The organism is Rummeliibacillus sp. POC4 (assembly GCF_003576525.1).
In the GTDB taxonomy this organism is placed as follows: Bacteria; Bacillota; Bacilli; order Bacillales_A; family Planococcaceae; genus Rummeliibacillus.
On the sequence record NZ_QWUA01000007.1, the window covers coordinates 13443 to 37615 of the forward strand.

General features: G+C 33.9%; 25 protein-coding genes and 1 pseudogene. 19 read left to right on the top strand and 7 right to left on the bottom strand.

Annotated elements, in window-relative coordinates:
* Positions 1-24: 24 nt before the first annotated feature.
* Positions 25-420, top strand: coding sequence for a hypothetical protein (locus D1606_RS03695; protein WP_119414664.1), 396 nt, complete (start codon positions 25-27; stop codon positions 418-420).
* Positions 421-578: 158 nt separating this feature from the next.
* Here the strand turns inward: D1606_RS03695 and D1606_RS03700 are convergent, their stop codons facing one another.
* Positions 579-1103 carry a CotY/CotZ family spore coat protein gene (locus D1606_RS03700; protein ID WP_119414665.1) on the bottom strand — a complete coding sequence of 175 codons (525 nt, stop codon included), beginning with the start codon at positions 1101-1103 and terminating at the stop codon, positions 579-581.
* 132 nt (positions 1104-1235) lie between these two features.
* Between D1606_RS03700 and D1606_RS03705 the strand changes: the two genes are divergently transcribed.
* The 7 genes and pseudogenes from D1606_RS03705 (at position 1236) to D1606_RS03735 (ending at position 4311) form a co-directional block, all read left to right on the top strand.
* Positions 1236-1643 (top strand): YhcN/YlaJ family sporulation lipoprotein, encoded by a 408-nt coding sequence (locus D1606_RS03705; RefSeq protein ID WP_119414666.1) that lies wholly within the window; start codon positions 1236-1238, stop codon positions 1641-1643.
* The gene (gene spoVAC, locus D1606_RS03710) at positions 1643-2098 is read left to right on the top strand and encodes a stage V sporulation protein AC (protein ID WP_119414667.1); all 456 of its coding nucleotides are present in this window, start codon (positions 1643-1645) and stop codon (positions 2096-2098) included. The genes D1606_RS03705 and spoVAC overlap by 1 nt, the downstream gene beginning before the upstream one ends.
* Entirely contained in the window at positions 2098-3102 is a 1005-nt protein-coding gene (locus D1606_RS03715; RefSeq protein WP_119414668.1) for a stage V sporulation protein AD, read from the top strand. The genes spoVAC and D1606_RS03715 overlap by 1 nt, the downstream gene beginning before the upstream one ends.
* 9 nt (positions 3103-3111) lie before the next feature.
* A complete protein-coding gene (gene spoVAE / locus D1606_RS03720; RefSeq protein ID WP_119414669.1) occupies positions 3112-3477 on the top strand; it encodes a stage V sporulation protein AE in 366 nt (121 codons plus the stop codon).
* Positions 3478-3620: 143 nt separating this feature from the next.
* Positions 3621-3692 (top strand): annotated as a pseudogene (locus tag D1606_RS19285) (YjcZ family sporulation protein); the annotation flags it as partial.
* Between the two features lie 11 nt (positions 3693-3703).
* On the top strand, positions 3704-3949 hold the full coding sequence (locus D1606_RS03730) for a stage VI sporulation protein F (protein WP_119414671.1): 246 nt from the start codon (positions 3704-3706) through the stop codon (positions 3947-3949).
* 74 nt (positions 3950-4023) lie between these two features.
* Complete coding sequence (locus tag D1606_RS03735; protein WP_119414672.1) at positions 4024-4311, top strand: hypothetical protein; 288 nt, start codon at positions 4024-4026, stop codon at positions 4309-4311.
* Positions 4312-4436: 125 nt separating this feature from the next.
* Here D1606_RS03735 and D1606_RS03740 read toward each other — a convergent pair whose 3' ends face one another.
* From D1606_RS03740 to D1606_RS03750, 3 genes are all read right to left on the bottom strand, one after another.
* Positions 4437-4862, bottom strand: coding sequence for a GNAT family N-acetyltransferase (locus tag D1606_RS03740; protein WP_119414673.1), 426 nt, complete (start codon positions 4860-4862; stop codon positions 4437-4439).
* A gap of 3 nt (positions 4863-4865) precedes the next feature.
* Positions 4866-5384: a YjcG family protein gene (locus D1606_RS03745; protein ID WP_119414760.1), complete on the bottom strand. Its 519-nt coding sequence runs from the start codon at positions 5382-5384 to the stop codon at positions 4866-4868.
* An 87-nt stretch (positions 5385-5471) separates the two neighbouring features.
* Positions 5472-6194, bottom strand: coding sequence for an alpha/beta hydrolase (locus D1606_RS03750; RefSeq protein WP_119414674.1), 723 nt, complete (start codon positions 6192-6194; stop codon positions 5472-5474).
* 105 nt (positions 6195-6299) lie between these two features.
* Between D1606_RS03750 and D1606_RS03755 the strand changes: the two genes are divergently transcribed.
* The 5 genes from D1606_RS03755 to D1606_RS03775 all read left to right on the top strand — a co-directional run bounded on the left by D1606_RS03755 (position 6300) and on the right by D1606_RS03775 (position 10477).
* Positions 6300-6845 (top strand): phosphatidylglycerophosphatase A family protein, encoded by a 546-nt coding sequence (locus tag D1606_RS03755; RefSeq protein WP_119414675.1) that lies wholly within the window; start codon positions 6300-6302, stop codon positions 6843-6845.
* Positions 6846-6989: 144 nt separating this feature from the next.
* A complete protein-coding gene (locus tag D1606_RS03760; RefSeq protein WP_119414761.1) occupies positions 6990-7793 on the top strand; it encodes a thermonuclease family protein in 804 nt (267 codons plus the stop codon).
* 96 nt (positions 7794-7889) lie between these two features.
* A complete protein-coding gene (locus D1606_RS03765; protein ID WP_119414676.1) occupies positions 7890-8465 on the top strand; it encodes a histidine phosphatase family protein in 576 nt (191 codons plus the stop codon).
* A gap of 381 nt (positions 8466-8846) precedes the next feature.
* On the top strand, positions 8847-9467 hold the full coding sequence (locus D1606_RS03770) for a DUF47 domain-containing protein (RefSeq protein ID WP_119414677.1): 621 nt from the start codon (positions 8847-8849) through the stop codon (positions 9465-9467).
* 11 nt (positions 9468-9478) lie between these two features.
* A complete protein-coding gene (locus D1606_RS03775) occupies positions 9479-10477 on the top strand; it encodes an inorganic phosphate transporter (RefSeq protein ID WP_119414678.1) in 999 nt (332 codons plus the stop codon).
* 891 nt (positions 10478-11368) lie between these two features.
* Here D1606_RS03775 and D1606_RS03780 read toward each other — a convergent pair.
* Entirely contained in the window at positions 11369-13537 is a 2169-nt protein-coding gene (locus D1606_RS03780; protein ID WP_119414679.1) for a YhgE/Pip domain-containing protein, read from the bottom strand.
* A 104-nt stretch (positions 13538-13641) separates the two neighbouring features.
* Positions 13642-13797, bottom strand: a complete 156-nt coding sequence (locus tag D1606_RS18925; RefSeq protein WP_164489552.1) for a hypothetical protein — start codon at positions 13795-13797, stop codon at positions 13642-13644.
* Positions 13798-13943: 146 nt separating this feature from the next.
* Here D1606_RS18925 and D1606_RS03785 point away from each other — a divergent pair, with 146 nt between their 5' ends.
* The gene (locus tag D1606_RS03785) at positions 13944-15335 is read left to right on the top strand and encodes an aldehyde dehydrogenase (protein ID WP_233548016.1); all 1392 of its coding nucleotides are present in this window, start codon (positions 13944-13946) and stop codon (positions 15333-15335) included.
* 41 nt (positions 15336-15376) lie between these two features.
* On the opposite strand, the gene D1606_RS03790 is transcribed toward D1606_RS03785, so the two are convergent.
* Positions 15377-16864 (bottom strand): two-component system sensor histidine kinase NtrB, encoded by a 1488-nt coding sequence (locus D1606_RS03790; RefSeq protein WP_158582310.1) that lies wholly within the window; start codon positions 16862-16864, stop codon positions 15377-15379.
* Between the two features lie 194 nt (positions 16865-17058).
* Between D1606_RS03790 and D1606_RS03795 the strand changes: the two genes are divergently transcribed.
* The 5 genes from D1606_RS03795 to ahpC all read left to right on the top strand — a co-directional run bounded on the left by D1606_RS03795 (position 17059) and on the right by ahpC (position 24112).
* Positions 17059-18114, top strand: coding sequence for a M42 family metallopeptidase (locus tag D1606_RS03795; RefSeq protein WP_119414681.1), 1056 nt, complete (start codon positions 17059-17061; stop codon positions 18112-18114).
* Positions 18115-18131: 17 nt separating this feature from the next.
* Entirely contained in the window at positions 18132-19610 is a 1479-nt protein-coding gene (locus D1606_RS03800; protein WP_119414682.1) for a UDP-N-acetylmuramoyl-L-alanyl-D-glutamate--2,6-diaminopimelate ligase, read from the top strand.
* Between the two features lie 434 nt (positions 19611-20044).
* Positions 20045-21619: a peptide chain release factor 3 gene (locus tag D1606_RS03805; protein WP_119414683.1), complete on the top strand. Its 1575-nt coding sequence runs from the start codon at positions 20045-20047 to the stop codon at positions 21617-21619.
* Positions 21620-21909: 290 nt separating this feature from the next.
* Positions 21910-22995, top strand: coding sequence for an SDR family oxidoreductase (locus D1606_RS03810; RefSeq protein WP_119414684.1), 1086 nt, complete (start codon positions 21910-21912; stop codon positions 22993-22995).
* Positions 22996-23548: 553 nt separating this feature from the next.
* The gene (gene ahpC, locus D1606_RS03815; protein WP_119414685.1) at positions 23549-24112 is read left to right on the top strand and encodes an alkyl hydroperoxide reductase subunit C; all 564 of its coding nucleotides are present in this window, start codon (positions 23549-23551) and stop codon (positions 24110-24112) included.
* Positions 24113-24173: the final 61 nt, after the last annotated feature.

Below are 24173 nucleotides of genomic sequence, written 5' to 3' on the forward strand. Positions count from 1 at the left end.
AAAATAAAAAAAGGAAGTGTAATTGTGGTAAATCGCCCACTCCTTTTCGTGAAGAGCCCACCTGCAGTTTTCAAAGAAATTGACGTATTATCTCATGCTCAATTCGAAGTAGATATGGAAGAAGTTAAATTTGAGGAAGAACATCTAGAGACGGAAGAAACAAATGCTATTTTAGATACTGGTGAATGGCGAAAACGAAAAGAGAAGCTTTTGTTTTTATCTAGGCCCTTTCAACAAAAGGTCTACCAACCTCTTGTATTCATCGTAAATGATGGCAGAGAAATTCCAGGAGAAGTTTACGAACTCAATGTTGAAAAGCAGCAAGTACTAATTAGAACAACTGATGATGATGTTCAAGCCATTCCAGTTGCAGATTTAAAGGATTTACTATGGCGTGGAAAATCATTTTTAGATAGTTAGCAAAAGTGTAGTATGTATACAATTAAATAATAATTGCATATTAAAACGAGTATCAGAATTTATTCTTCTGAACTCGTTTTTTTTTACCTAATAATAAGAAGGAGTGATTGATAGTTCCAACCACTCCTGTATTCCGACGCTGTCTCACCTTGTAAATCTTAGCAAATATCCAAATCTACATCACGGATACATTGTACGCCACAGAAGCAAGTTAAATCTACAGTAATACAACTATTTGTACGGTTAAAGTTTCTTACTTTACATAGTTTGTGTAAATCAACTTTTGTTCCGTCATCATTAAGAATATCCACTTCACCACCATTTCTGTCAAGTGGCTCTAATACTCTTAAAGTTGCACAGCAATTATCGAATACATCTTCAACTCGGAAGAATACAGAGAAGCATCTGCAATCTGTACTTGTATTTCCAATAATATCTCTGAAGAAAGCTTTGAATGGCGTACCGTCCTTTCCTAATAACATGAATACTCGAGTATCGGCATTTGTTCTAGCAGGGTTTACTAAACCTCCTAGTGGCTCTAAAAAGCAATTAGTGGGGCAATCACAATCATCATTTGCACCTTGTGTTTGAATATCTAAAATAGCACGCACTACATCACATACGCAGTTTTTGGAATGTACTGGACCACTAAAACTTGAACTTTCTTTTCCACAACAACCCATCAACTTTCACCTCCTCTTTTCAGCTCTCTATACCATATGAGTTTGACAATAATAGGCTCGGGCTGTTGTCACGTTTGAATATTTTTATCTAAAAATCGACATACTAAAACTAAAAGGGTGAGATGAAAAAATATGAAAAAATGGTTTGGACTATTAGTAATACTCATTTTGGTTGGTTGTAACAATGGAAAAAATGATTTCATGGCAACCAATAACAAAGAAGAGTATCAGCAACAACAACAGAAGATCGAGCAAATATTAAAGGAGGATAAACACGTAAAAAGGGTTACAGCAGTTTTCACAAAGGATTCGGCCATAGTTGGTATAGAGGTAAAACCATTTTCAAAATGGAACAAACAGAAATATGAAAAAAAGTGGAAAAAGGAAGTTGAAAAGGCCTTACCCGATAGAAATGTAGTCGTAAGTACAGACTTGAAACTTATTATGGAAACCGATAAGTTGGCAAAAAAACAATTGAGTGAAAAAAAGCTAGATAAGAAAATAAAAGATCTTAAAAAGCTTGAGAAGGAGGAAACGTAATGGATCCAAAACAATACGATAATTTACAACAATCGATTTCACCAAAACCTTCGATTTTAAAAAATTGTTTAAAAGCTTTTCTTGTTGGTGGCATTTTTTGCACGGTTGGTCAGCTTATAACTTATATTTATATAAGTTATTTTAATTTTACAGAGAAAACTGCAGGGAATCCGACAGTAGCTACGATGATTTTCATAGCTATGCTTTTAACAGGATTTGGTCTGTATAAAAAGATTGGACAATTTGCTGGTGCAGGTTCAGCTGTACCTGTTACAGGGTTTGGTAATGCGGTTATTTCTGCGGCAATAGAGCACAAAACAGAAGGATTTGTCTTAGGAGTAGGCGGGAATATCTTCAAATTAGCAGGTTCAGTTATTGTATTTGGAGTTGTCTCTGCTTTTGTAGTGGCTCTTGTAAAGCTAATCTTAGTAACAATGGGGGTTGCTAACTGGTGATGGATCAAGGTGTAATTTATTTCCCTTCAAAACCCGCGATTATTGGGTCAGGTGTTGTAGCTGGACCAGTCGAAAAGAATAGCGTATTCGCGCAAGATTTTGACAGACTTTATGACAATGAAAGAGCTGATGAGGATTCTAATGAAAAAGGCCATCAAACAATGGTTGAAGAAGCATGTCAAATTGCGTTAAAAAAAGCAAATATAAAACAAAATGATGTAGATTTCTTAATGAGTGGAGATTTAGTAAATCAGATGACTCCCTCAAATTTTGCTGCAGCAACTTTACAAGTGCCTTATATTGGACTTTTCTCTGCCTGTGCAACTGCAGTTTCGAGTGTTATTATCGCTTCTCTTTTAACAGAATTAGGCGGAAGTCGCTATGCACTTGCTGGGGCAGGTAGCCAGCATAATTCTGTTGAACGACAATTTCGTTACCCAGTCGAATATGGTGGGCAAAAACCAGGTACAGCTCAATGGACTGTTACAGCTGCCGGATATGTTTTAATCGCAAAAGGGCAGATGAATAGTCCAGCTGTGGAGGCTGCAACCATAGGAAAAGTTATCGATTTGCAGCAAACGGATCCCTTTCATATGGGAGCAGCTATGGCACCGGCGGCATGTGATACAATAACTCGACATTTAAAGGGTAGAGGTCAAAAACTTGCGGATTATGATTTAGTTATGACGGGAGATCTTGGAAAAGTAGGGCTTCCTATTTTGAAAGAAATGCTTACAAAGCAGGGAATGGCTAAACAAGATGTCCAAAAAATTAGAGATGCAGGAGCAGAATATTATGGAGATGACGAGGCTTTTTTAGCTGGTGCTAGCGGTGCCGGTTGTTCTGCATCAGTGTTTTATAGTTATATTTTAAAACAATTAAACGAAAAGAAAATCGAGCGCGTACTTGCTGTAGCAACAGGTGCTCTACTTTCTCCATTGACCGTACAGCAAAATGAGAGCATTCCTTGTACGGCTCATGCAATTGAAATTTCAATGAAATGAGGAATATAAATGTTCGTTTCAATAGTAATTGCTTTTATCGTAGGCGGTTTAATCTGTGTAATAGGACAATTGCTAATGGATGTTGGCAAACTGACTCCTGCACATACTTTAAGTATTTTAGTCGTTACAGGTGCAATATTAGATGGCTTTAATCTTTATGAACCGTTAATTGATTTTGCTGGTGCAGGAGCTACAATCCCTATTACGTCATTTGGAAATTCGTTAACGCACGGAGCTATTGCAGAAGCTGAAAAACATGGCTGGATTGGTGTGTTAACAGGTATGTTTGAAGTAACAAGCTCTGGTATTAGTGCAGCTATTTTATTTGGAATGATTGGAGCCTTAATTTTCCGTTCAAAAGGTCAGCAACCCTAGTTAAAAGCCCGATTCTTCTTTTTAACTCCGCATAAGATAGGGGAGAAAAGAGAGGAGGGATTGCAATGTCAGGATGGGGAGGATATGGATACGGTTGTGGCAACAGCGGTGGCTACGGCGGTGGCTATAGCGGTGGCTATGGCGGTTCAACTTTCATTTTGATCGTTGTATTGTTCATTTTGTTAATTATCGTTGGCACTAGCTTTATCTACTAGGAGGCGTTGAGATGAATCCATCTTTCTTTCGAAGAATCGAAGAGAAAACGGGAGTTCCAATGGAAGAAGTCTTCGCACTAGCTAATGCTATTCAAAACGCGAATTTTCAAGATGAGCGACAAGTTCGTAAAATTGTTCGAAAAGTTGCTAAGCTTGCAAATAAACCTGTAACAAAAGAGCTTGAAGAACAAATTGTTGCGTCTATTCTTAAAAATGGCAAATCCTTAGACCTAAGTAAAATTCAAAATATGATGTAATTTAATCATGCCCCTGTAATATACGTTCCTACTCTCACATATAGGTAAATATATATTACAGGGAGTGATTTCAAATGGGATATCTTTTACCAATTCCTAATTTCCAAGCAAACCAAGATTTGATACGTTCATGGAAAAAGAAAGAGCGTTTCTCTTATATTCATCCGGTTCAAAATGTAAACCTACAATATCAACTTAATCCACAAATGAATCGGCAACATAGCTATACGAACATGGAATATTGGAGAAAAATACCCCGTTTAAAGATAAAAATGATAAATATACCCCCTCATAATTCTTCAGATGATTTGGTATTTTGGCATACTGTAGGTGGAGGATTATATTTTGATTTTTATGTATAGACATCTATTAAACAACACAATCATTCGAACAACGGTACAAACTAGCTAGTTACACTTTCTTCCAAATAAAAAGCTACGATGTGTTATGATTTTTTTTCATAGTACATCGTAGCTTTTTTTATACATTATAGAACTTTTTCCATTGCACGGTAAGGCACTCCCGCATCTAAAAATTCTGGAGAAGTAATGCAATAATTTTGTTTTTCATAAAATGGAATTGCATGAGTTTGTGCATTAAGTTTAACCTTTTTGATATTCGATCCTTGAATATACTGTTCAAGACTTTGCATCATTAATACCCCAATTTGCTTTCTACGAAAAGGTGGTATAACACAAACACGGTCAACGATAGCTGTCAGATCTTTAAAGCGTACTCGCCCCGCAGCAATTGGACGATGATCAAAATAAGCAACAAAATGTGTAGCGATATCATCATATTCATCTTTTTCTAAAGGTCGAGGAATACCTTGCTCTTTCACGAAAACCTCTTCACGAACAAAAAAGGCATCCTGAAGTTCTTTTTCCGTTTCAACAATTTTTGCGAATACCAAAGACTATACTTCTCCTGTTAGACGATATGTTTCGTAAACAGTCCAAGAACCGTCCTCTAGTTGATAGAGTAAATGAATACGATTGATGACTTCGCTAAAATCTACTTTTGTCATACGTAATTGTCCGTAAATATCGTCATGTTCTCCGGAACTCATATCTTGAGCAATGGTGATATGAGGAACGAATTTATACTCTGCTTTTCCGCCAAACCTCTCTGTATGTAATGCATTGTGCAAATTCAGAAGCTCTTCGGTTGGCTCGACTTTTAAATAGATTGCGTTATTTACAGGTGCAAATGAACTAACTTTTGTAACATGAATCTTAAGGGGACTAAATTGATGACAAATCTCTTTAACATATTCTGATATGCTTTCAATCTGTGAGTCCTCTACTTCTGTTACACCAGCTTTTAATGTAATATGAGGTGTGATTTTAGCATAATGAGAGTCATATCTTTTTCGGTAAGAATTTGCAAAGTCTTGTAGTTGCTTAGAAGGAAAAGCTACAATACCATATTTCATCATGAACGACCTCCTTGGAGTTCAACAATAATTGTATTTAATTTTCAGTATAGCAGAAAAACTTACTCTAGGAATAACATAACCTTTTTAAAGACCGAATTTTTGCAAAATAGCTCTTCGCAAATCTGACTGCCAATATTTCCATGAATGCTGCCCCTCAATTTCTTCGTAAAAGGTTGAAATGTTTTTTTTAAGAAATAATTGATGAAGTTCCCGATTTGGTGTAAGGAAGTCTTTGATTGACTTATTCATTGTTACTACTTTATGTTCACCAAGTCCTATGACATGATATATGGATAATGCATTCGGATCTTTTATCTCGTGAACTTTTTTCAGCACTTCATCGTCAACATATGGTGATTGCAAAATGACTTTACCAAAAATGTTAGGGTAAGCGATTGCGGCTAACAAAGAAACGGTTGCTGCCTGAGAATCTCCAATAAGCGCACGACTCATGCCAATTTGATATGTTGAATAATTTTTGTCAATATACGGAACAAGTTCATGTGCTAAAAAACGCAAATAAGCGTCATGTAAATCTCCAGTAGGTAAGTATTTTCTTCTGCGATCTTCTACGTTTTTATATGGAACGCCAACTATGATTAAATTTTCTATTTCTTCATTTTCTAAATACTCATCAGCTACACGGCTAATTCGACCTAATTGGAAGTAATCTTTTCCGTCTGAAGCGATTAAAACCGAATATTTATAAAAAGGAGAATAATTAGCTGGAAGATATATTAGTAGTTCCAACGATTCTTTTAGGGCTTCGCTGTAAAATTCTAAATCTGTGATGGTACCTTGTCCCACATTGAACACTCCTTTAATGTGTATGTAGGGAAATTGTAACATATGAATTAGCAAAGGTATAATGGAAGATAGACTGAATTATATAGTGGAAATGAGGTTTATCGAATGTACAACGAAAAATTGAAAGTTTCTTCAGATACGGTAGCCAAAGCGGCAAGAGAAGCATTAGAACGCAGAGGCGTAACGATAAATGATATTGCAGAAATTGTTTATGAAATGCAATATCCATATAACAATGGCTTAACACTTAGCCATTGCATTGGGTCAGTTGAGCGGGTTTTAAATAAGAGAGAAGTTCAACACGCACTCCTCGTAGGAATCGAATTAGATGAATTAGCAGAGAAAGGCATGCTATCTCAACCATTGCAACAGTTAATCGAATCTGATGAAAGCCTATTTGGTGTTGATGAAACATTAGCAATTGGCTCTGTATTGACGTATGGTAGTATTGCTGTCACAACCTATGGGCATTTAGATAAAAAGAAAATGGGGATTATTCAACAGCTTGATACAAAGGGAGAAAACGGTGTGCATACATTCTTAGATGATTTAGTCGGAAGTATTGCAGCATCAGCTTCCTCTCGATTAGCCCATCGTATTCGTGATTTAGAAGAAGCAGGTGAATCAATAATCGAGAAAGATAAGATTTAATATTAAAATGATTATTTAATAGATTAAAAGTCAAATTGTTAAGCTAGATCCGAAGCGCTAGGAAATACTTTAGCGTTTCGGATTTCTCTTATTGAACTGGACAAGTACTCCGCTGGTTCAACATGAAAAAATATAAGAATGATGGTGAAAAAATTGAAAATATGGATGATCGTAATATGTAGCCTTGTAATTGTGTTTTTAGCAGGTTGCAAAATTAGTAATACATCCAACTCTAAAAATGATTCAAATCAAGAAAAAGTGGAAGTTGTAAGTGTTATGGATGGCGATACGATGAAAGTAAAATATAAAGGTGAGACGAAAAAAGTACGTTTTTTATTAGTAGATGCGCCTGAAATGTATCATAAGACACTAGGGGAGCAGCCATTTGGACGTGAAGCACAAGCTAGAAACCGTGAGATTTTAAATAATGCCAAGAATGTGACATTAGAGTTTGATGTAGGTGGTAAAGAAGATAAGTATGGACGACTACTCGCCTATGTCTATGCAGATGGTAAGAGTGTTCAAGAACAATTAATCCGGGAAGGTCTTGTTCGGGTTGGTTACATATATGAACCTAACACAAGGTATGTAAAAAAGTATAAGGAAATTCAAGAAGAAGCAAAAAGAGAGAAAAAAGGTATATGGAAATATGACGGATATGTGACAGATCGAGGCTTTGTAAAATCAGTAGTAAAAAATTGGAGCCCAGGAACTGATTCGTCAAAAGGAATATCAACAAATCATCCTTCTACAGATAACCACTCTCAAGAAAATCAATCTAACGTGAAATCAGGAGCAACATGTAACATTAAAGGAAATATTAATAGTAAGGGTAAAAAGCTCTATCATCTCCCAGGTATGAACAATTATGATGCTGTAAAGGCTGAAAAAATGTTTTGTTCTGAAAAAGAAGCACAAGAAGCTGGTTTTACAAAAGCTGCAGGGTAAAAGGAAAAGTAATGAAATGAAAAATTTCAAAAAAATGTATAGTTTGCATTGAGATTTAAATGTTACGATGTTACTCAAAGTAAAAGAGGTGTGCATATGACTAAAATTTATATAGTAAGACATGGGGAAACAGATTGGAATTGTGAAGGAAGGCTCCAAGGTGGAACAAATACATCTTTAAATCAAAGAGGAAAACAACAAGCAATGGCATGTAGAAGCTATTTTGAAAATAAAGCTTGTAATGCCATGTATACGAGTTCTCTTGATCGGGCGAGTCAAACGGCAGCAATCATAAATGAAACATTACAACTACCTTTTTATACTTTAAAAGAATTCGCTGAACGTACTTTTGGAGTAGCGGAAGGGATGACTTACGAGGAAAGGATTAAAAACTATCCCGATAAAATATATCCAAATCAAGAATCAATTGAAGATTTAAAACAAAGAATCTCAAAAGGACTACAAACCATTCAACATCAATATCCTGAAGGGAAAGTGATATTAGTTACACATGGTGCAGTCATACACACACTTTTCACGATGGTAAAAAATTCTTCTATCTACCCTCAAAGTGATCTTCTTTCAAATGGTGGGGTGAGCCTGATTTATAATAAAGACGGAAATTGGTGGTTGGACAACTATAATGAAATACAACATTTAAAGGATATTTAGTTTATCCTATGAGAGTTAAAGGAGATGTCGAAAATTGACATCTCTTTTTTTGTGAATTTGTAAATAAGTATTTTTATAATTGTAAAAATTATGAATATCTAAAACTGAAATAACTATTGACATGGACTTTAGATGTTGGAAGTTCATTAAACCTATTGATATTAATGTTTTAACGGTAAAGGACTTTTATTTAAATGAAATGGAAGATCCGTTTTTTTATTAAAAAATAAATTCTTTTGCGAATTTGTGAACGCTTATATTACAGAATTGTAAATCTTGCGTTAATTAGTGTAAATTTTCGAGTATTTTTATGAATTTGTTGTTAAGATATTTTTGCGCTCAAAACAACATGTTTTGACACTAACTTTTCAGGAGGAATTTATGTTTAGTCGAAAAAAAGAAGATCCATTTTTTGAGGTATTGCACAAAATTTCATTGAATGTTCAAGAGGCAGTACACTACGCTAATGATGTTCATGTTCAAAATTTAGAGGACTTACATGAGATTAGTACTCGAATGAAACGATATGAAACTGATGGTGACTCACTTATTCATGAATTGATCGTAATGCTCAATAAATCATTTATGACACCTATTGAGAGAGAAGATATCCTTGCTTTAGCGAATAGCATGGATGATGTTCTTGATGGTATGGAAGAATGTATTGCACATATATACATGTTTGCTTTAACTAAACCTGATAATTCCATGAATACTTTTATTAGTTATATTGTAAAAAGTGCTGATGAGGTTGTAAAAGCAATGGAAAAATTGCAAAATAAAAATTTAACGAGTATGCGCGAGAATGCTATTTTAATAAAAGATTATGAGAGTAAATGTGATGAAGTATTACGTACTTCTATTAAGCAATTATTCTTGCGTGAAAAAGATCCGATTAAAATTATTCAATTTAAAGATATATATGAACAACTTGAAGATATTGCAGATGATTGTCAAAATGTTGCAAACACGATGGAAACAATTATTATGCGTAATGCTTAAGGAGCGGGCAAATGGATACAGTAGTTATTTTAACCGTATTAGTGGTAATCTTCGCACTAGCGTTTGATTTTATAAATGGTTTCCATGATACAGCTAACGCTATTGCAACATCAGTCTCAACTAGAGCTCTTCCACCAAAAGCAGCTGTAATGATGGCTGCTATTATGAACTTTATCGGTGCTATTACTTTTACGGGCGTGGCAAAAGCAATAACAAAGGATATTGTAGATCCTTTTGCGTTATCTAATGGATCAGTTGTAATCTTAGCTGCTTTAATAGCCGCTATTATTTGGAATTTGGTTACTTGGTATTTTGGAATACCATCTAGCTCATCCCACGCTATTATTGGTTCTATAGCTGGTGCAGCAATTGCAGCTGCAGGATTTGGAATATTAAATTATAGTGGATTTATTAAAATATTAGAAGCTCTACTTCTTTCACCTTTTATCGCAATTGTAGCCGGCTTCTTAATGATGTCACTATTTAAAATATTATTCCGAAATGCAAATCTCTATAGGACAAACAAAGGAATTCGGTTGTTGCAAATTTGTACGGCAGCAATTCAATCATTCACACATGGTACTAATGATGCGCAAAAAGCAATGGGTATTATTACAATGGCGTTAATAGCTGCTGAAATGCAAGCCGGCGACGATATCCAACTTTGGGTACGTATTGCGGCAGCAACTGCTATGGGATTAGGAACTTCTGTGGGAGGATATAAGATTATCAAAACAGTTGGTGGCAAGATTATGAAGCTGCGACCGATAAATGGTGCAGCAGCAGATTTAGCCTCAGCCTCTGTTATCTTTGGAGCTACATTAATCCACTTACCTGTTAGTACAACACATGTTATTTCCTCAGCGATTATGGGTGTAGGTTCTGCTCAACGCGTAAAAGGGGTTAAGTGGGGTGTGGCACGTAAAATTGTACTTACTTGGATCATCACTATGCCAATAGCTGCAACACTAGCCGCATTGTGTTACTTTGTTTTAAATTTGATATTTTAAAATTATTACTGTCTCACAGTCAAAAACTGTTGAGGCAGTTTTTGATTTGAAATAAAACCAAGTCAAAAAAAGAGTCTTATGGATGATTGTAAGCAACTCTTTTATATCAAATTACTTAAAGTATCTGTTAGGAATAAGTCGAACAAAGTTAATTAGAAGTTTGTTATGTAAGAAGGACTTGATGATGATTAATACATTGAAGAATACGAAAGGTAAATAATAGGCAAAATAAAAAAGCAGGCGCTCATCTGCCTGCTCGTAAGAAAAGGACTCCCAGCAATCCGTGCTGTTACGGAGTTCTTTTTTGTGAATATTTATAAATAAATATCACATAGGTTTGGCACCTAATATATTATTATACAAGTTATTTTGAAAAAGGCAAGCTTATATATACTTTTTAGTATAATACAATTAGATTCAGTGATGAAAAAGTAAAAAAATTTGCAGGAAAGTATAGTTTTTGATTATAATGATTAAATGGGTTTTAAAAGTGACTATCTTTTTAATAATATGATTCAGATGGAAAATTTCTTTTATATTAAATTAGAAATTATTTGGAAATTACATATTTATCTAGATAGCCTTATCAAATGAAGTTACAGAATATAACAAGGAAGTGAAATAGAATGGCTATTGAAATTATCTCTATCGTTGCTTTTATGATTTTAAATACAGCAGTTTTTAGTATTTTAGGCGATACAGAATATTAAAAAACAAAAGCCTTACACAATAAATTATTGTGCAAGGCCTTTGTCTGAGATTATTGAGTCTTACTTATACTTATGTAAGAATCCTAGTCAATCATAATTTTCAATTTCATAAATGTCAATATATTAACATGAAATAATCCAAAAATGAAAGCGGCTACATAATTGGAGATGTAGTCGCTTTTTAATGAAATAGACCAGATTCTCTGGATTTGCGTAACATTTTTCGGGTTAAATCACGTAGCTGCTTTTTGAAAATACTCCCAAATATTAAACAAAAAATCAACAGTACTGATAAGAAGATAAAGTCAATAATGATTGTATGTTGTGTGATTCCCCCTATTGCTTCTCTTGTTAAAGAAATCGCATAAGTGAAAGGAAGATACGGATTTATAATTTGAAAAAACTTTGGTAATAAAACTGTAGGGTATGTCCCACCTGAACCCGCAAGTTGTAAAACAAGCAAAATAATGGATAGAGCTTTACCGACATCGCCAAAAACGGATACGAGTGTATAAACGATGGACATAAAAACAAGGCTTATAAATAAACTGAAGAAAAAGAAACAAACCGGGGACTGTGCAGATACATGCAAGATGAAAATATCTCCTAATACAATGATAGCCGTTTGAAGTAATCCTATGGTCCAAAAAGTAAGAAGTTTTCCAAAGTATACTTCGCGAATTTTGTATTGTGCGTCTTCATTTGTGTCGACCGCTAATAAAGAAATCAGTAAAAGACAACCAACCCAAATAGCTAATACTGAATAAAATGGCGCCATACCAGTTCCGTAATTGGGGATAAGGAAAATACGATTTTCATGCATCTTAATAGGTTCTTCGAAAAATGATTTTTCTGCCAAGGGATCATTTATTAATAACTGAATAATACTTTCTAAATTCATCTCTTTATCGAAGTTCCGTATTTTATTGGCCAATTGATGCACTCGATCGTAAATTATTGGGTATTCGCTGATAAGTGTATTCATACCTTTTTTAGTATCATTCACAAAGCTATTTGCGTTATTTAGTATATTTTCTACTTCGGGAATTGCTTTTTTAATGTCCAACAGAATAGTTTTGGCCTGTGTCAAAGTTTGTTTTACGTTTGTAATCTGCGAGAGTATTGTTGGTTCAATTGTTTGTTCAAATATATTTGTAAATCGATCTAATCCGATAGATGTGTTAGACGCTATCTGTTGAAGTTGACCAAGCGAATTGCTTATTTCTTGTTCTTTGTTATCAAGTAAGGTATTAAGCTCAGTTCCTTGTGTTTGAGCTTGTTGTAAAATAGTTTGAATGGTCTCTGTTTGAGCAATCGCATTATCTAATTGTTGCGAGTTTGAATCTATATTGTGATCAGTATTGTATTGTTTTAAAGAAAGTAATAGTTGATTTATGGTTGTTATTTTTTCATTTGCTTCTGAAACATTTTTGTTTAACTGTGTTTTAATAGCTGTTGCATCCGAAAAGGTAAGATTACTTTTACTTAATCGTGTTAAAAGGTTATTTGTGGTCGTAGAGATTTGTTTAACGGTTTCTATATCTTGTTTCACTTGAGGGCTAATCGAGTTTAGTTGTGATTCCGCATGATCGACAAAAGTAAGTGTTTGATCAACTGTTGATAATCCTTTTGAAGTTAAATTGTTTACTTGTGGAGCCTTTTCTTTTGCATATTGAAGGATTTCACTCGCTTTTACTACATCTTGTTGTGCTATTTTTAATTTGTCGTAAATTGTAGGTAAATCTTTTTCTAATGTAAATACGAAATCTTTGAATTTTTCAATATCTGGTATATCTCTTTGCAACTCGACACCAATTCGATTAAATATATCAAAAATAGTGCCATTGACCGTACCGATAAATTTACTGCTCATTGTTTCGACAAGGACACTGGCCCCCTTACTCGTAATTTTAGGGGCAATAGAATTTATCTTTTCATTGACATAGTATTCAAGAGTTGCTTTTTCAGGGTGAGTGTTAATCACGGTTGCTAAATGCGCCGAAAAATTTTGAGGGATGACAATAACTGCAAAATAATCACCATTGTTTAGATGTTTTAACGCTTCTTTTTGATTGGAGAATTTCCAATTCATATCATGATTATCCTTTAACTCAGAAATGAGTTCTTTTCCAGCGTTAAATGAATGACCTTGAACAGTAGCTCCTGTATCTTCATTGACTATACCTACTGGAATTTGACTTGTTCGTCCATATGGATCCCATGATGCAGCGATATTTAGCCATGCATAAAGGGATGGCAGAATTATTAAACCTGAAATGATAATAGCGGATACCCAATTTGTTCCTACACTTCTTAAATCTTTTAAGTAGATGCTCCAAATGTTTTTCATAAGTGTGTACCACCTCGGGTCTAGTAAAAAAGTATGTGTACGAGCAAACCCGCACACATACCCGCTTATTAATGGATGAGATAATAGTTTAAATTCGAATGTCGTTAAAATAATTCAGATTCATCGTTACGATTTATATCATCTAAATGTCGCAAATACAAAAATTCTTCATCTTCTAATTCCTGTTGTCGTTCAAACGAAATACCAACTGATAAATCTCCAGTAAAAAGTGATTCCCACCAAGTTTCTGTTTTTAACATAGTCTGTTCTCCCTTCGCGAGTAGAATTCAAAATTCACAAATGGTACAATTTGAAAAAAGACAGTACGTGCTGGCAAATCATTGGCTATGTAGCTGAAAATAGTATGGGTGACTTGCACTTTTTTATACGTTTAAGGGGGATGAATATGGCGGAATTTTCTATGCAAGATGTAGAGTTAATGATATCTGAGCAACGGAAATATTTTTTTTCTGGTGCTACAAAAAAGATTGATTTTCGTAAAGAACAATTAAAAAAATTGAAGACTACGATTAGTCATTATGAAAAGGAAATTATGCAAGCGCTTCATGATGATTTACGTAAAAGTGAATTTGAAGCATATTCTACAGAAGTTGGATTAGTATTAGATAGTATTAGTTATATGCAAAAGTATTTGGAAGAATGGATGCATCCAGTAGCAGTATCAACACCGATTCATTTACAACCGGCAAAAAGTTTTATTGTTAGAGAACCATACGGTGTTACATTAATTATTGGACCGTTTAATTATCCATTTCAGCTAGTCATGGAGCCATTAATCGGTGCAATTATTGGTGGAAATACTGCGATTGTAAAACCATCTGAATCGGCTCCTCATACAACTGCGGTGATTAAAAAAATTATTCAAGAAACATTTGAAGAACAATATGTTCGAATTGTAGAAGGTCAAGTGGAAGAAACAACAGCGCTTATCCATTCATCATTTGATTTTGTTTTCTTTACAGGCAGTGTTGCTGTAGGGAAAATTGTGGCAAGTGCTTGTGCTGAACGTTTGACTCCATATACTTTAGAACTTGGAGGAAAGAGTCCTGCAATTGTTGATCAAACAGCGAATATAGAAGTAGCTGTGAAAAGAATTGTCTGGGGGAAATTTACGAATGCAGGTCAAACTTGTGTAGCACCGGATTATGTACTTGTCCATGAATCAGTAAAAGTCCCGTTTATACGCCATTTAAAAAAGACCTTGCAAAAATTTTACGGAAAAGATCCCCAGAAGAGTCCGGATTTTGGTCGAATTATTAATACCAAACAGTTTGATCGTTTAAAAGGTTTGCTAGATCAAGAACGAAATCATATTTTGTTCGGAGGTTATACTGATCGAGATGATTTGTACATTGAACCTACGGTGTTAGAAGACATTGTATGGGATAGTCCAATAATGGAAGACGAGATTTTTGGTCCAATTATGCCTATATTAGTTTATGATGATTTACGTTTAGTCATTCATCAAATTCGACAAAACCCTAAACCATTGGCAGCTTATTTCTTTTCAGAGACAGATAAAGCAATCCAATACTTTTTAGATGAATTACCATTTGGTGGAGGATGTATTAATGATACGATTACACATGTTGCAAGTATGCATCTACCATTTGGAGGAGTTGGAACTTCTGGTGTTCATAATTATCATGGTAAAGCGAGCTTTGAATGTTTTACCCATCCAAAGTCAATATTGAAAAAGTCAACTAAGTTTTCCAATAATCTTTTATATCCACCATATAAACAAAAGGTTAAATTAGTAAAAACGATTTTGCGATAAAAAAAAGACTTTCCCATGTCGATTGACTAGGGAAAGTCTTTTTAATTTTCTTTATGTAAAGGTAGGTAGAACTTTATTTCGGTACCTTTTCCAAATGAACTATCAATGTCAATATGTCCATGATGTTCTTTGATGATTTTTTCAATAATCATCATTCCTAGACCAGTTCCATCAGGTTTAGTTGTATAGAAAGGTTCAAAGATATGTTCCACGACTTCTTTTTTCATACCTTGTCCTGTATCCTTTATGCTAATTGAACAAAAGTGATCATTTGTCTTATCGATTGTGACTGTAATTTCACCATCTCTTTGAATAGCTTCTGAAGCATTTTTTATAAGGTTAATAAAAACTTGTTTGATTTGATTTGGATTACCAGAGACAATAAGTCCTTCCGTTATCCGTTGTACAGATAAAGTAATGTTTTTTGTCTGTAGTTCAGGTTTATACAGGGTTACGATATCTGATAGTACTAGATCTATGTTGAAGTCTACAGCCCTTATTGAAGAAGGCTTAGATAATACTAAAAATTCACTAATTATGAGATTGATACGATCAATTTCAGAATCGATTAAATTCGTATAATATGTATAAGGAGAATTTTGATCTTCATTCATCATTTGTACAAAACCAGATATAACGGTTAATGGATTTCGAATTTCATGAGCAACACCTGCTGCAATTTCACCTGCTACTTTTAATTTTTCTGAGTGAATACGTATTTGTTCAGCTTCTTTTTTATAAGAAATATCTCTTGTAATAACAGATGTAGCGATAATTTTGCCTTTTGAATCGAAAATAGGGGATAAAGTGATCTCAGCATCAAAGATTGTACCGTCCTTTTTCATATCTTTCGTTTCAAGCAAATGGAAACTTTCTCCGTCGTACATACGTTTAATACGTTCATTTGCCTTATTTAAATCTTCAAAAGGTACCATACAAATCTTTTTCCCAATACACTCTTCCCTGGCCCAACCATAAAGTTCTTCAAAAGCAGGGTTGACTTCTATTACACGATTATCTAAATCAAAAACTGCAATACTGTCTTTGGCGTATTTGAAAAATAACTTTAAATACCCTTCTTTTGAGAATAATTCTTTCTCTTTCGTGTTTGCTTCTTCTTCTAATCTTTTCAACTTATTCTGAAAATATAGTTTTTGAACAATTGCGACGATACTAAAGAATGTGATAACAAGAAAGAAAATCGTAATATCTGATTGATTATAATAATGTGAAAAATTATCATAATGAAACTTTAAGAGTATGTAGAATTCCACCATTGTGACAACCATGATGCTTAAATTTAACCAGAATGACTGATATAATGCCAAGAAAAAAAGTAGTAAAATAAAAATAATTAAACGATGCGTAAGATCATGGGTTTCTAAGTTGAATAGTAATCCATAACTATTTAATCCTATCGTCAAAAGAATACATACAAGTCTATCAGCTTTTTTTAGGCTAAAAAGTACTATGATTAATAAGCAAAAGATGATAAAAAAATCAGGTAACGGTGTGATAGTATCTTTCACCCCTAAAAAACCAATGATTGAATGTATGGTAACAAAAGTCATCAGTATGAGAAGAATATATTGATTTTTTTCTTTAAGGAGTACTTCATAAAGACACCTCTAATTATTATACTATTACCATAATACATGATTTACCGTTGTCGTAAAATGTCATATATTGATATTATGAAAAGAATGAGTAGGAGGTTTTTTAAATGGCAACCACTTTTAATGAAGCGGAAACAGTTGAATTACTTGGAAAGTTAGCAAATACTGCCAGTCCATCCGGTTATACAATGGATATTATGAAATTTATATCAGGATTATTAAAAGAATTAGGTGTACAATTTAAGCAAACCAATAAAGGTGCATTAATCGCTACTATCCAAGGTAAAAACGATGAACGCCATCGTTTACTAACAGCACATGTAGATACTCTTGGTGCTATTGTCAAAGATATTAAACCTAGCGGACGGTTAAAATTATCGATGATTGGTGGTTTTAATTGGAATGCAGTTGAAGGAGAATATTGCACAATCCACACTGCATCCGGAAAAAAAGTACGTGGTACAATCTTAATGCATGAAACTTCTGTACATGTTTACAAAAAAGCAGGAGAATTACCTCGAAATGATGAACATATAGAAGTACGTGTAGATGAAAAAGTCTTTAATGCTGAAGATACAAGAGCGGTAGGAATTGAAGTTGGGGATTTTGTGTCATTTGATCCACGATTTGAAGTAACTGAAACAGGATTTGTCAAATCTCGTCATTTAGATGATAAAGCAAGTACTGCACTTATGCTTCAATTGCTAAAAACACTAAAAAAAGAGAACATTGAGTTACCATATACAACTCATTTCTATATTTCCAATAACGAGGAAATTGGGTATGGTGGTAATGCAAGTATTCCAGATCAAGTTGTAGAATATATAGCTGTTGATATGGGGGCAATTGGAGATGGACAAGCTACTGACGAATACACAGTTTCAATTTGTGCAAAAGACTCAAGTGGCCCTTATCATTATGAGTTAACACACCAACTTGTAGCTCTCGCAAAAGCAAATAATATAGATTACAAATTAGATATCTACCCATATTACGGATCAGATGCATCTGCTGCTATTCGTGCTGGATATGATGTAAGACATGCATTGTTTGGTGCTGGCATTGAGTCATCTCATGCTTATGAAAGAACACATATAGATTCACTACGCAATACAGCTGCTTTACTGCTTGCGTACGTTACATCAACAATGATTGATGAATAATAGGAGGAACAATTATTATGCAAGCAACACAATTACTTCAATGTTTACCGATGAAAAAAATCATTGGTAATTTACCTGAGAATATTAAAGATATAGCCATTGATTCTCGCAGCGTTCAACCGAAAAGTCTCTTCGTTTGTATAAAAGGTTATACGGTAGATGGTCATGACTTTGCTCAAAAGGCAGTGGAAAATGGTGCAATTATTGTTGTTACAGAACGCCAATTAGATTTACAAGGTAATGTAGCTCAAGTAATTGTAAAAGATACAAATAGAGCGCTCGGAGCATTAGCTGCGAAATTCTTTGACTATCCATCAAAAGATATTACGATGTTCGGAGTAACTGGTACAAACGGTAAAACAAGTGTAGCGACAATGATCGAAACTATTCTACTTGGTCTAGGCGTTCGCTCTGCTATGAAAGGTACAACTGGTTATAATTTAAATGGTATTATGTATGCTTCTGGCAATACTACAAGTGATGCCCTTTCTACTCAACAAATGATTTTTAGAGCTAGAGCAGAAGGTTGTCGAGGAATGGTCATGGAAGTATCATCACATGGCCTCGTGTTAGGAAGAGTAGCTGGTGTAGACTTTGATGTAGCTATCTTCACTAACCTAACACATGATCATTTAGATTTCCACGGAACGATGGAAAACTACGGGAATGCGAAGGGCTTATTATTCTCTCAACTTGGACAAGACCTTGAAAAAGACAAACATGCAGTTTTAAATGCTGATGATCCTTGGTCTGAAAAATATGCAGGAATCACACCTTTCCCAATTTGGACATATGGTCTTAAAAACGAAGAAGCAATCTTTAGAGGAATCAACTGTCAATATCATGATCATATGACTTATTTTGATATGGTGACACCAGAAGGTACATTCCCTGTGCAATTACATTTACTTGGTGAATTTAATGTCTACAATGCTTTAGCTGCAACAGCCGCACTGTATTGTAAAGGCTATGCTGTTAAAGATATTATTGAACAGTTAGAAGCAATGGGACCGGTAAAAGGTCGAATGCAACAAGTTTCTCCAAAAGATTTTCCTATTAGTATTTTTGTCGATTATGCACATACACCAGATGCTATAGAAAAAGCAATAACTGCAGCGATTCCTTATAAGAAAAAGAAAATGATTTTCTTAATCGGAACAGGTGGTAACCGTGATAAATCAAAACGACCAGATATGGCAAAAGAGGCTTCACGTGCAGATTATGTTATATTAACAACTGATGACCCACGCTATGAAGAATATGAGAGTATTATGAATGACCTTGAAAAAGGTATGCAACATGATCAATATAAATGTATAGGTGACCGTGCAGAAGCAGTTCGCTATGCAGTAGAAGTTGCTGAGCCAGGAGATATGATTATCTTTGCTGGTAAAGGACATGAAGATTATCAAATTATTGGGAATACAAAATATCCTCATAGTGACGCTGAAATTGCGTTAGAAGCAGCTAGAGTGAAATTTAATATTTCCAAATGATTCGAACAGTTTCCTTATATTTATGAAAAAGAATTATTTAAAATATACTAATTGATAAAGTGGGGGTATTACTATCCCCACTTTTTTTGTTATAATTGAAAAGTTAAGTTTTGAAGATAAAAATAATTGTTCAAAATAGATAAACGAGTGCATTTCATAAATCGATATTCAGTTCGAAAGAGTAAATAATAACCTGATTTAAAGATTAAATGTTCGGTTTTTATATAATTTAATATTGACTCAATAGCGATTAAAAAATAATCATGATTAAGGAATGTGATATCCGGTGTAAATAGTTCAACTTGGATTTCTAATTTAAAGCCTATGTTGGAAATTGTAGACTTTTGTATTAACTAAGTCTAAAAGCATTACAATTTTTAACGGCTAATTATGCACCCCATAAACATAAGGATTGAATAAAGGAGTTAAAAAACATGAGTTCGAAACTTGAACAAGATATATTAGCACGTCGTACTTTTGCAATCATTTCCCACCCGGATGCTGGTAAAACGACAATGACTGAAAAATTATTATACTTTGGTGGCGCTATTCGTGATGCAGGTACTGTAAAAGCCAAAAAAACTGGTAAATTTGCAACATCTGACTGGATGGAAATTGAGAAACAACGTGGGATTTCTGTAACATCATCTGTTATGCAATTCGATTATAGCGGATGTCGAGTGAATATTTTGGATACACCAGGGCACCAAGATTTCTCTGAGGATACTTATCGTACATTAATGGCTGTAGATAGCGCGGTTATGATTATCGATGCTGCAAAGGGGATTGAAGCACAAACCTTAAAATTATTTAAAGTTTGTAGTATGCGTGGGATTCCTATTTTTACTTTTATCAATAAATTAGACCGTCAAGGTAAAGAACCACTTGAATTGATTGAAGAATTAGAAGAAGTTTTAGGAATTCAGGCTTATGCCATGAACTGGCCTATTGGTATGGGGAAAGAATTCTATGGAATTTATGATCGCTATAACAAACGTATTGAACAATTCCGTACTGAAGAAGATGAACGATTCTTACCTTTAGATGAAAATGGTGAGCTTGCTGTTGACCATGAAATGAAAAAATCATCTTATTACACGCAAGCAATGGATGATATTATGTTATTGGATGAAGCGGGAAATGATTTTTCAAAGGAAAAAATTATTAAAGGTGAACTTACGCCAGTATTCTTCGGTTCTGCATTAACAAACTTTGGTGTTCAAACATTTTTAGAAACTTATTTGCAATTTGCACCAACACCACAACCTCGCTTAACAGAAGAAGAATCTTTGGTAGAACCTTTAGATGATGAATTTTCAGGTTTTGTATTTAAAATTCAAGCCAATATGAATCCAGCACACCGTGACCGCATTGCTTTTGTTCGAATTGTTTCAGGTAAATTCGAACGTGGTATGAATGTTACATTAACGCGTACAAATAAATCATTCAAAGTAACGCAATCTACTCAGTTTTTAGCAGATGATCGAGAAACAGTAGATGAAGCAGTTGCAGGAGATATCATAGGTTTATACGATACTGGTAACTATCAAATCGGTGATACGATTGTAGGTGGTAAAAAAACGTTCCAATTTGAAAAATTACCACAGTTTACACCAGAATTATTTGTCCGTGTAACAGCGAAAAACGTTATGAAATCTAAACACTTCCATAAAGGTATTGAGCAACTTGTACAAGAAGGGGCTATTCAATACTATAAGACATTGCACACAGAAGATATCATTCTTGGTGCTGTCGGACAATTACAATTTGAAGTTTTCGAAAATCGTATGAAAAACGAATATAATGTTGAAGTTCGTATGGAACCAATTGGCAATAAAATGGCTCGTTGGATTGAAAATGAAGAAGATGTTAAAGAATCCATGTCAGGTCCACGAAGTACACTAGTCCATGATCGATTTGGTAACTATGTATTCTTATTCGAAAATGAATTTGCAATGCGTTGGTTCCATGATAAAAACCCTGATATTAAATTATATAGTTTATTGTAAAAAATAATTTAATTGAAATTTTGAGAAGGTCTATGAATGAATTATTCATTTATGGGCCTTCTTTTTGTGTTTTAATTACAATATTTGTTTTGAATTATTTAATGAAATATTTGTAAAAAAATATAATTTTTATTATGATTATATAAAAGTAGATTTATAGAATTAAAATTTCAATATTCTCTTTACTTATGGTGGAGTAAAGAGAATATTGAAAAGCTAAAGAGGTATAAAAGTAATTAATTTTGAATTGATACCATTCTTATTTCAATAGATAGAAAGAAGGTAAATAAATGACAACAGCATTTTTTACAGGATTTCCGGGATTTATTGCAAGTAGGATTATTCGTGAGGCATTTGAAAATTACAATTATGATCGTGTTTATACCATTGTTTTAGCTACACAATTAGAAAAAGCTCAACAAGAGAAAAAAAGTATTTTATCAAAATTCCCTGATAAGGAGATTGTAATTATTGAGGGGGATATCACTTTACCACAATTAGATTTAAGTGATGAAACAATTATTATGTTACAGGAACAGGTAGAAGTTGTGTGGCATTTAGCTGCAATCTATGATTTGGCGGTCCCTCGTCCAATAGCCTGGAAAGTAAATGTACATGGTACTGAAATGATGAATCTTTTTGTAGAGAGTCTACCGAAACTAAAACGATATGTCTATTTTAGTACAGCTTATGTTGCAGGAACTCGTGAAGGAAACTTATTAGAAACAGAACTTATACGTCCAAATAACTTTAAGAATTTTTATGAAGAAACAAAGTTCGAGGCAGAATTATTAGTCGATCAGTTGAAAAGTAATCTCCCAGTAACAATTATCCGACCGGGAATTGTTTGGGGAAATTCAAAAACAGGAGAAACGATTAAATTTGATGGACCTTATTTTATCGTCAATATGATTGATCGTTTAAAAAAACTACCTATAATACCTTATATAGGCCACTCTACTTCTCTTATTAATGTTGTTCCTGTAGATTATATCTATCGTGCAGCTGTATATCTAAGTGAAATAGAGGAAGCAAAAGGAAAAACGGTACATTTAACAGATCCAAATCCGCATCCAGTTCAAGAGGTGTATCGTGCTTTTGTAAAAGAGATTACAGGTAAAACACCTAGGGGGCATATTCCGTTATCCCTTGCCCAAGCATCATTAAGTATACATGCTATTCGAAAAAAGTTGGGCGTTGAGTATGAGTCACTCGATTATTTAACATGGAATGCGAATTTTGATACAACTGTTGCAAATAAATTGTTGAAAAATTCGGGTATTGAATGTGCAGACTTTATTAAGAGTATTCCCATTATGATAAAATATTACGAAGAAAATAAACATAACAAAGACTTTCATATTGAAATTAGATAGAATAAAACTCCCATCAGTGGGAGTTTTTTAGTTTGCTTCAATCCCACAGATGGTGATCTGAATTATTCAGGCTTTTATGTGCAGTTCTCCTGTACCTATCCAACTTGTATGGTTTATTTCATTTGAAATTCCTCACCCTAAAATTAATGGACTTTTTTCTTCCTTATTCAAGACAGATTCTCCCTTAATTTTATCGTCAACTTGAGAAATGTTAAATTTAAATGAAAAAAAGAAAAGATTTTGGCTTCTTAAATAAGAAATAATTTGGTGGCTCTTTTTTAATACATAAAATTCTTTATTTTAGGGAATTCTATATACATAAAGTATATTTTTTTTACTTTTTAATATTGTGTTGCTAAAAAGGTGGAATTATAAGTAAGTCAATTCAAAATGTTGATAAAATAATGTTCTGAGGTGTTAACAAGAAAGTTGACTGTATAAGGTAAAAGAGTTGACAGAAAGTTTTTTTCGTATAATAATGTAAACGTAAACAATAATTATTATAATTAAGAAGTAATTATTGATAAAAGAAAGCCTAAGGAGGAATTTGATTATGTCATTAGTCAACAAAGAAATTTTACCATTCACTGCAGAAGCATTCCAAAATGGTGACTTCAAAACAGTTACAGAAGAAACTTTAAAAGGTAAATGGGCTGTACTTTGCTTCTATCCAGCAGATTTCACTTTTGTATGCCCAACTGAATTAGAAGATTTACAAAATGAATATGCTAACCTAAAAGCTCTTGGTGCTGAAGTTTACTCTGTATCAACAGATACTCATTTCACTCACAAAGCATGGCATGATCATTCAGAAGCAATTTCTAAAATCGAATATACAATGATTGGTGACCCTAACCACACAATTTCTCGTAACTTCGATGTATTAGATGAAGAAGCTGGTCTTGCTCAACGTGCTACATTCTTAATCGATCCAGACGGCATTGTTCAAACAATGGAAATCAATAACGATGGTATCGGTCGTAACGCTTCTCAATTAATCGATAAAATCAAAGCAGCTACTTATGTACGTAATCATCCAGGTGAAGTTTGCCCAGCTAAATGGAAAGAAGGCGGCGAAACTTTAACACCTGGAATCGACTTAGTAGGTAAAATCTAATTCGATTTATTTGATTCTTCCAGAATCACTTATGTAACTTCATAACAATATAACTAAGCAG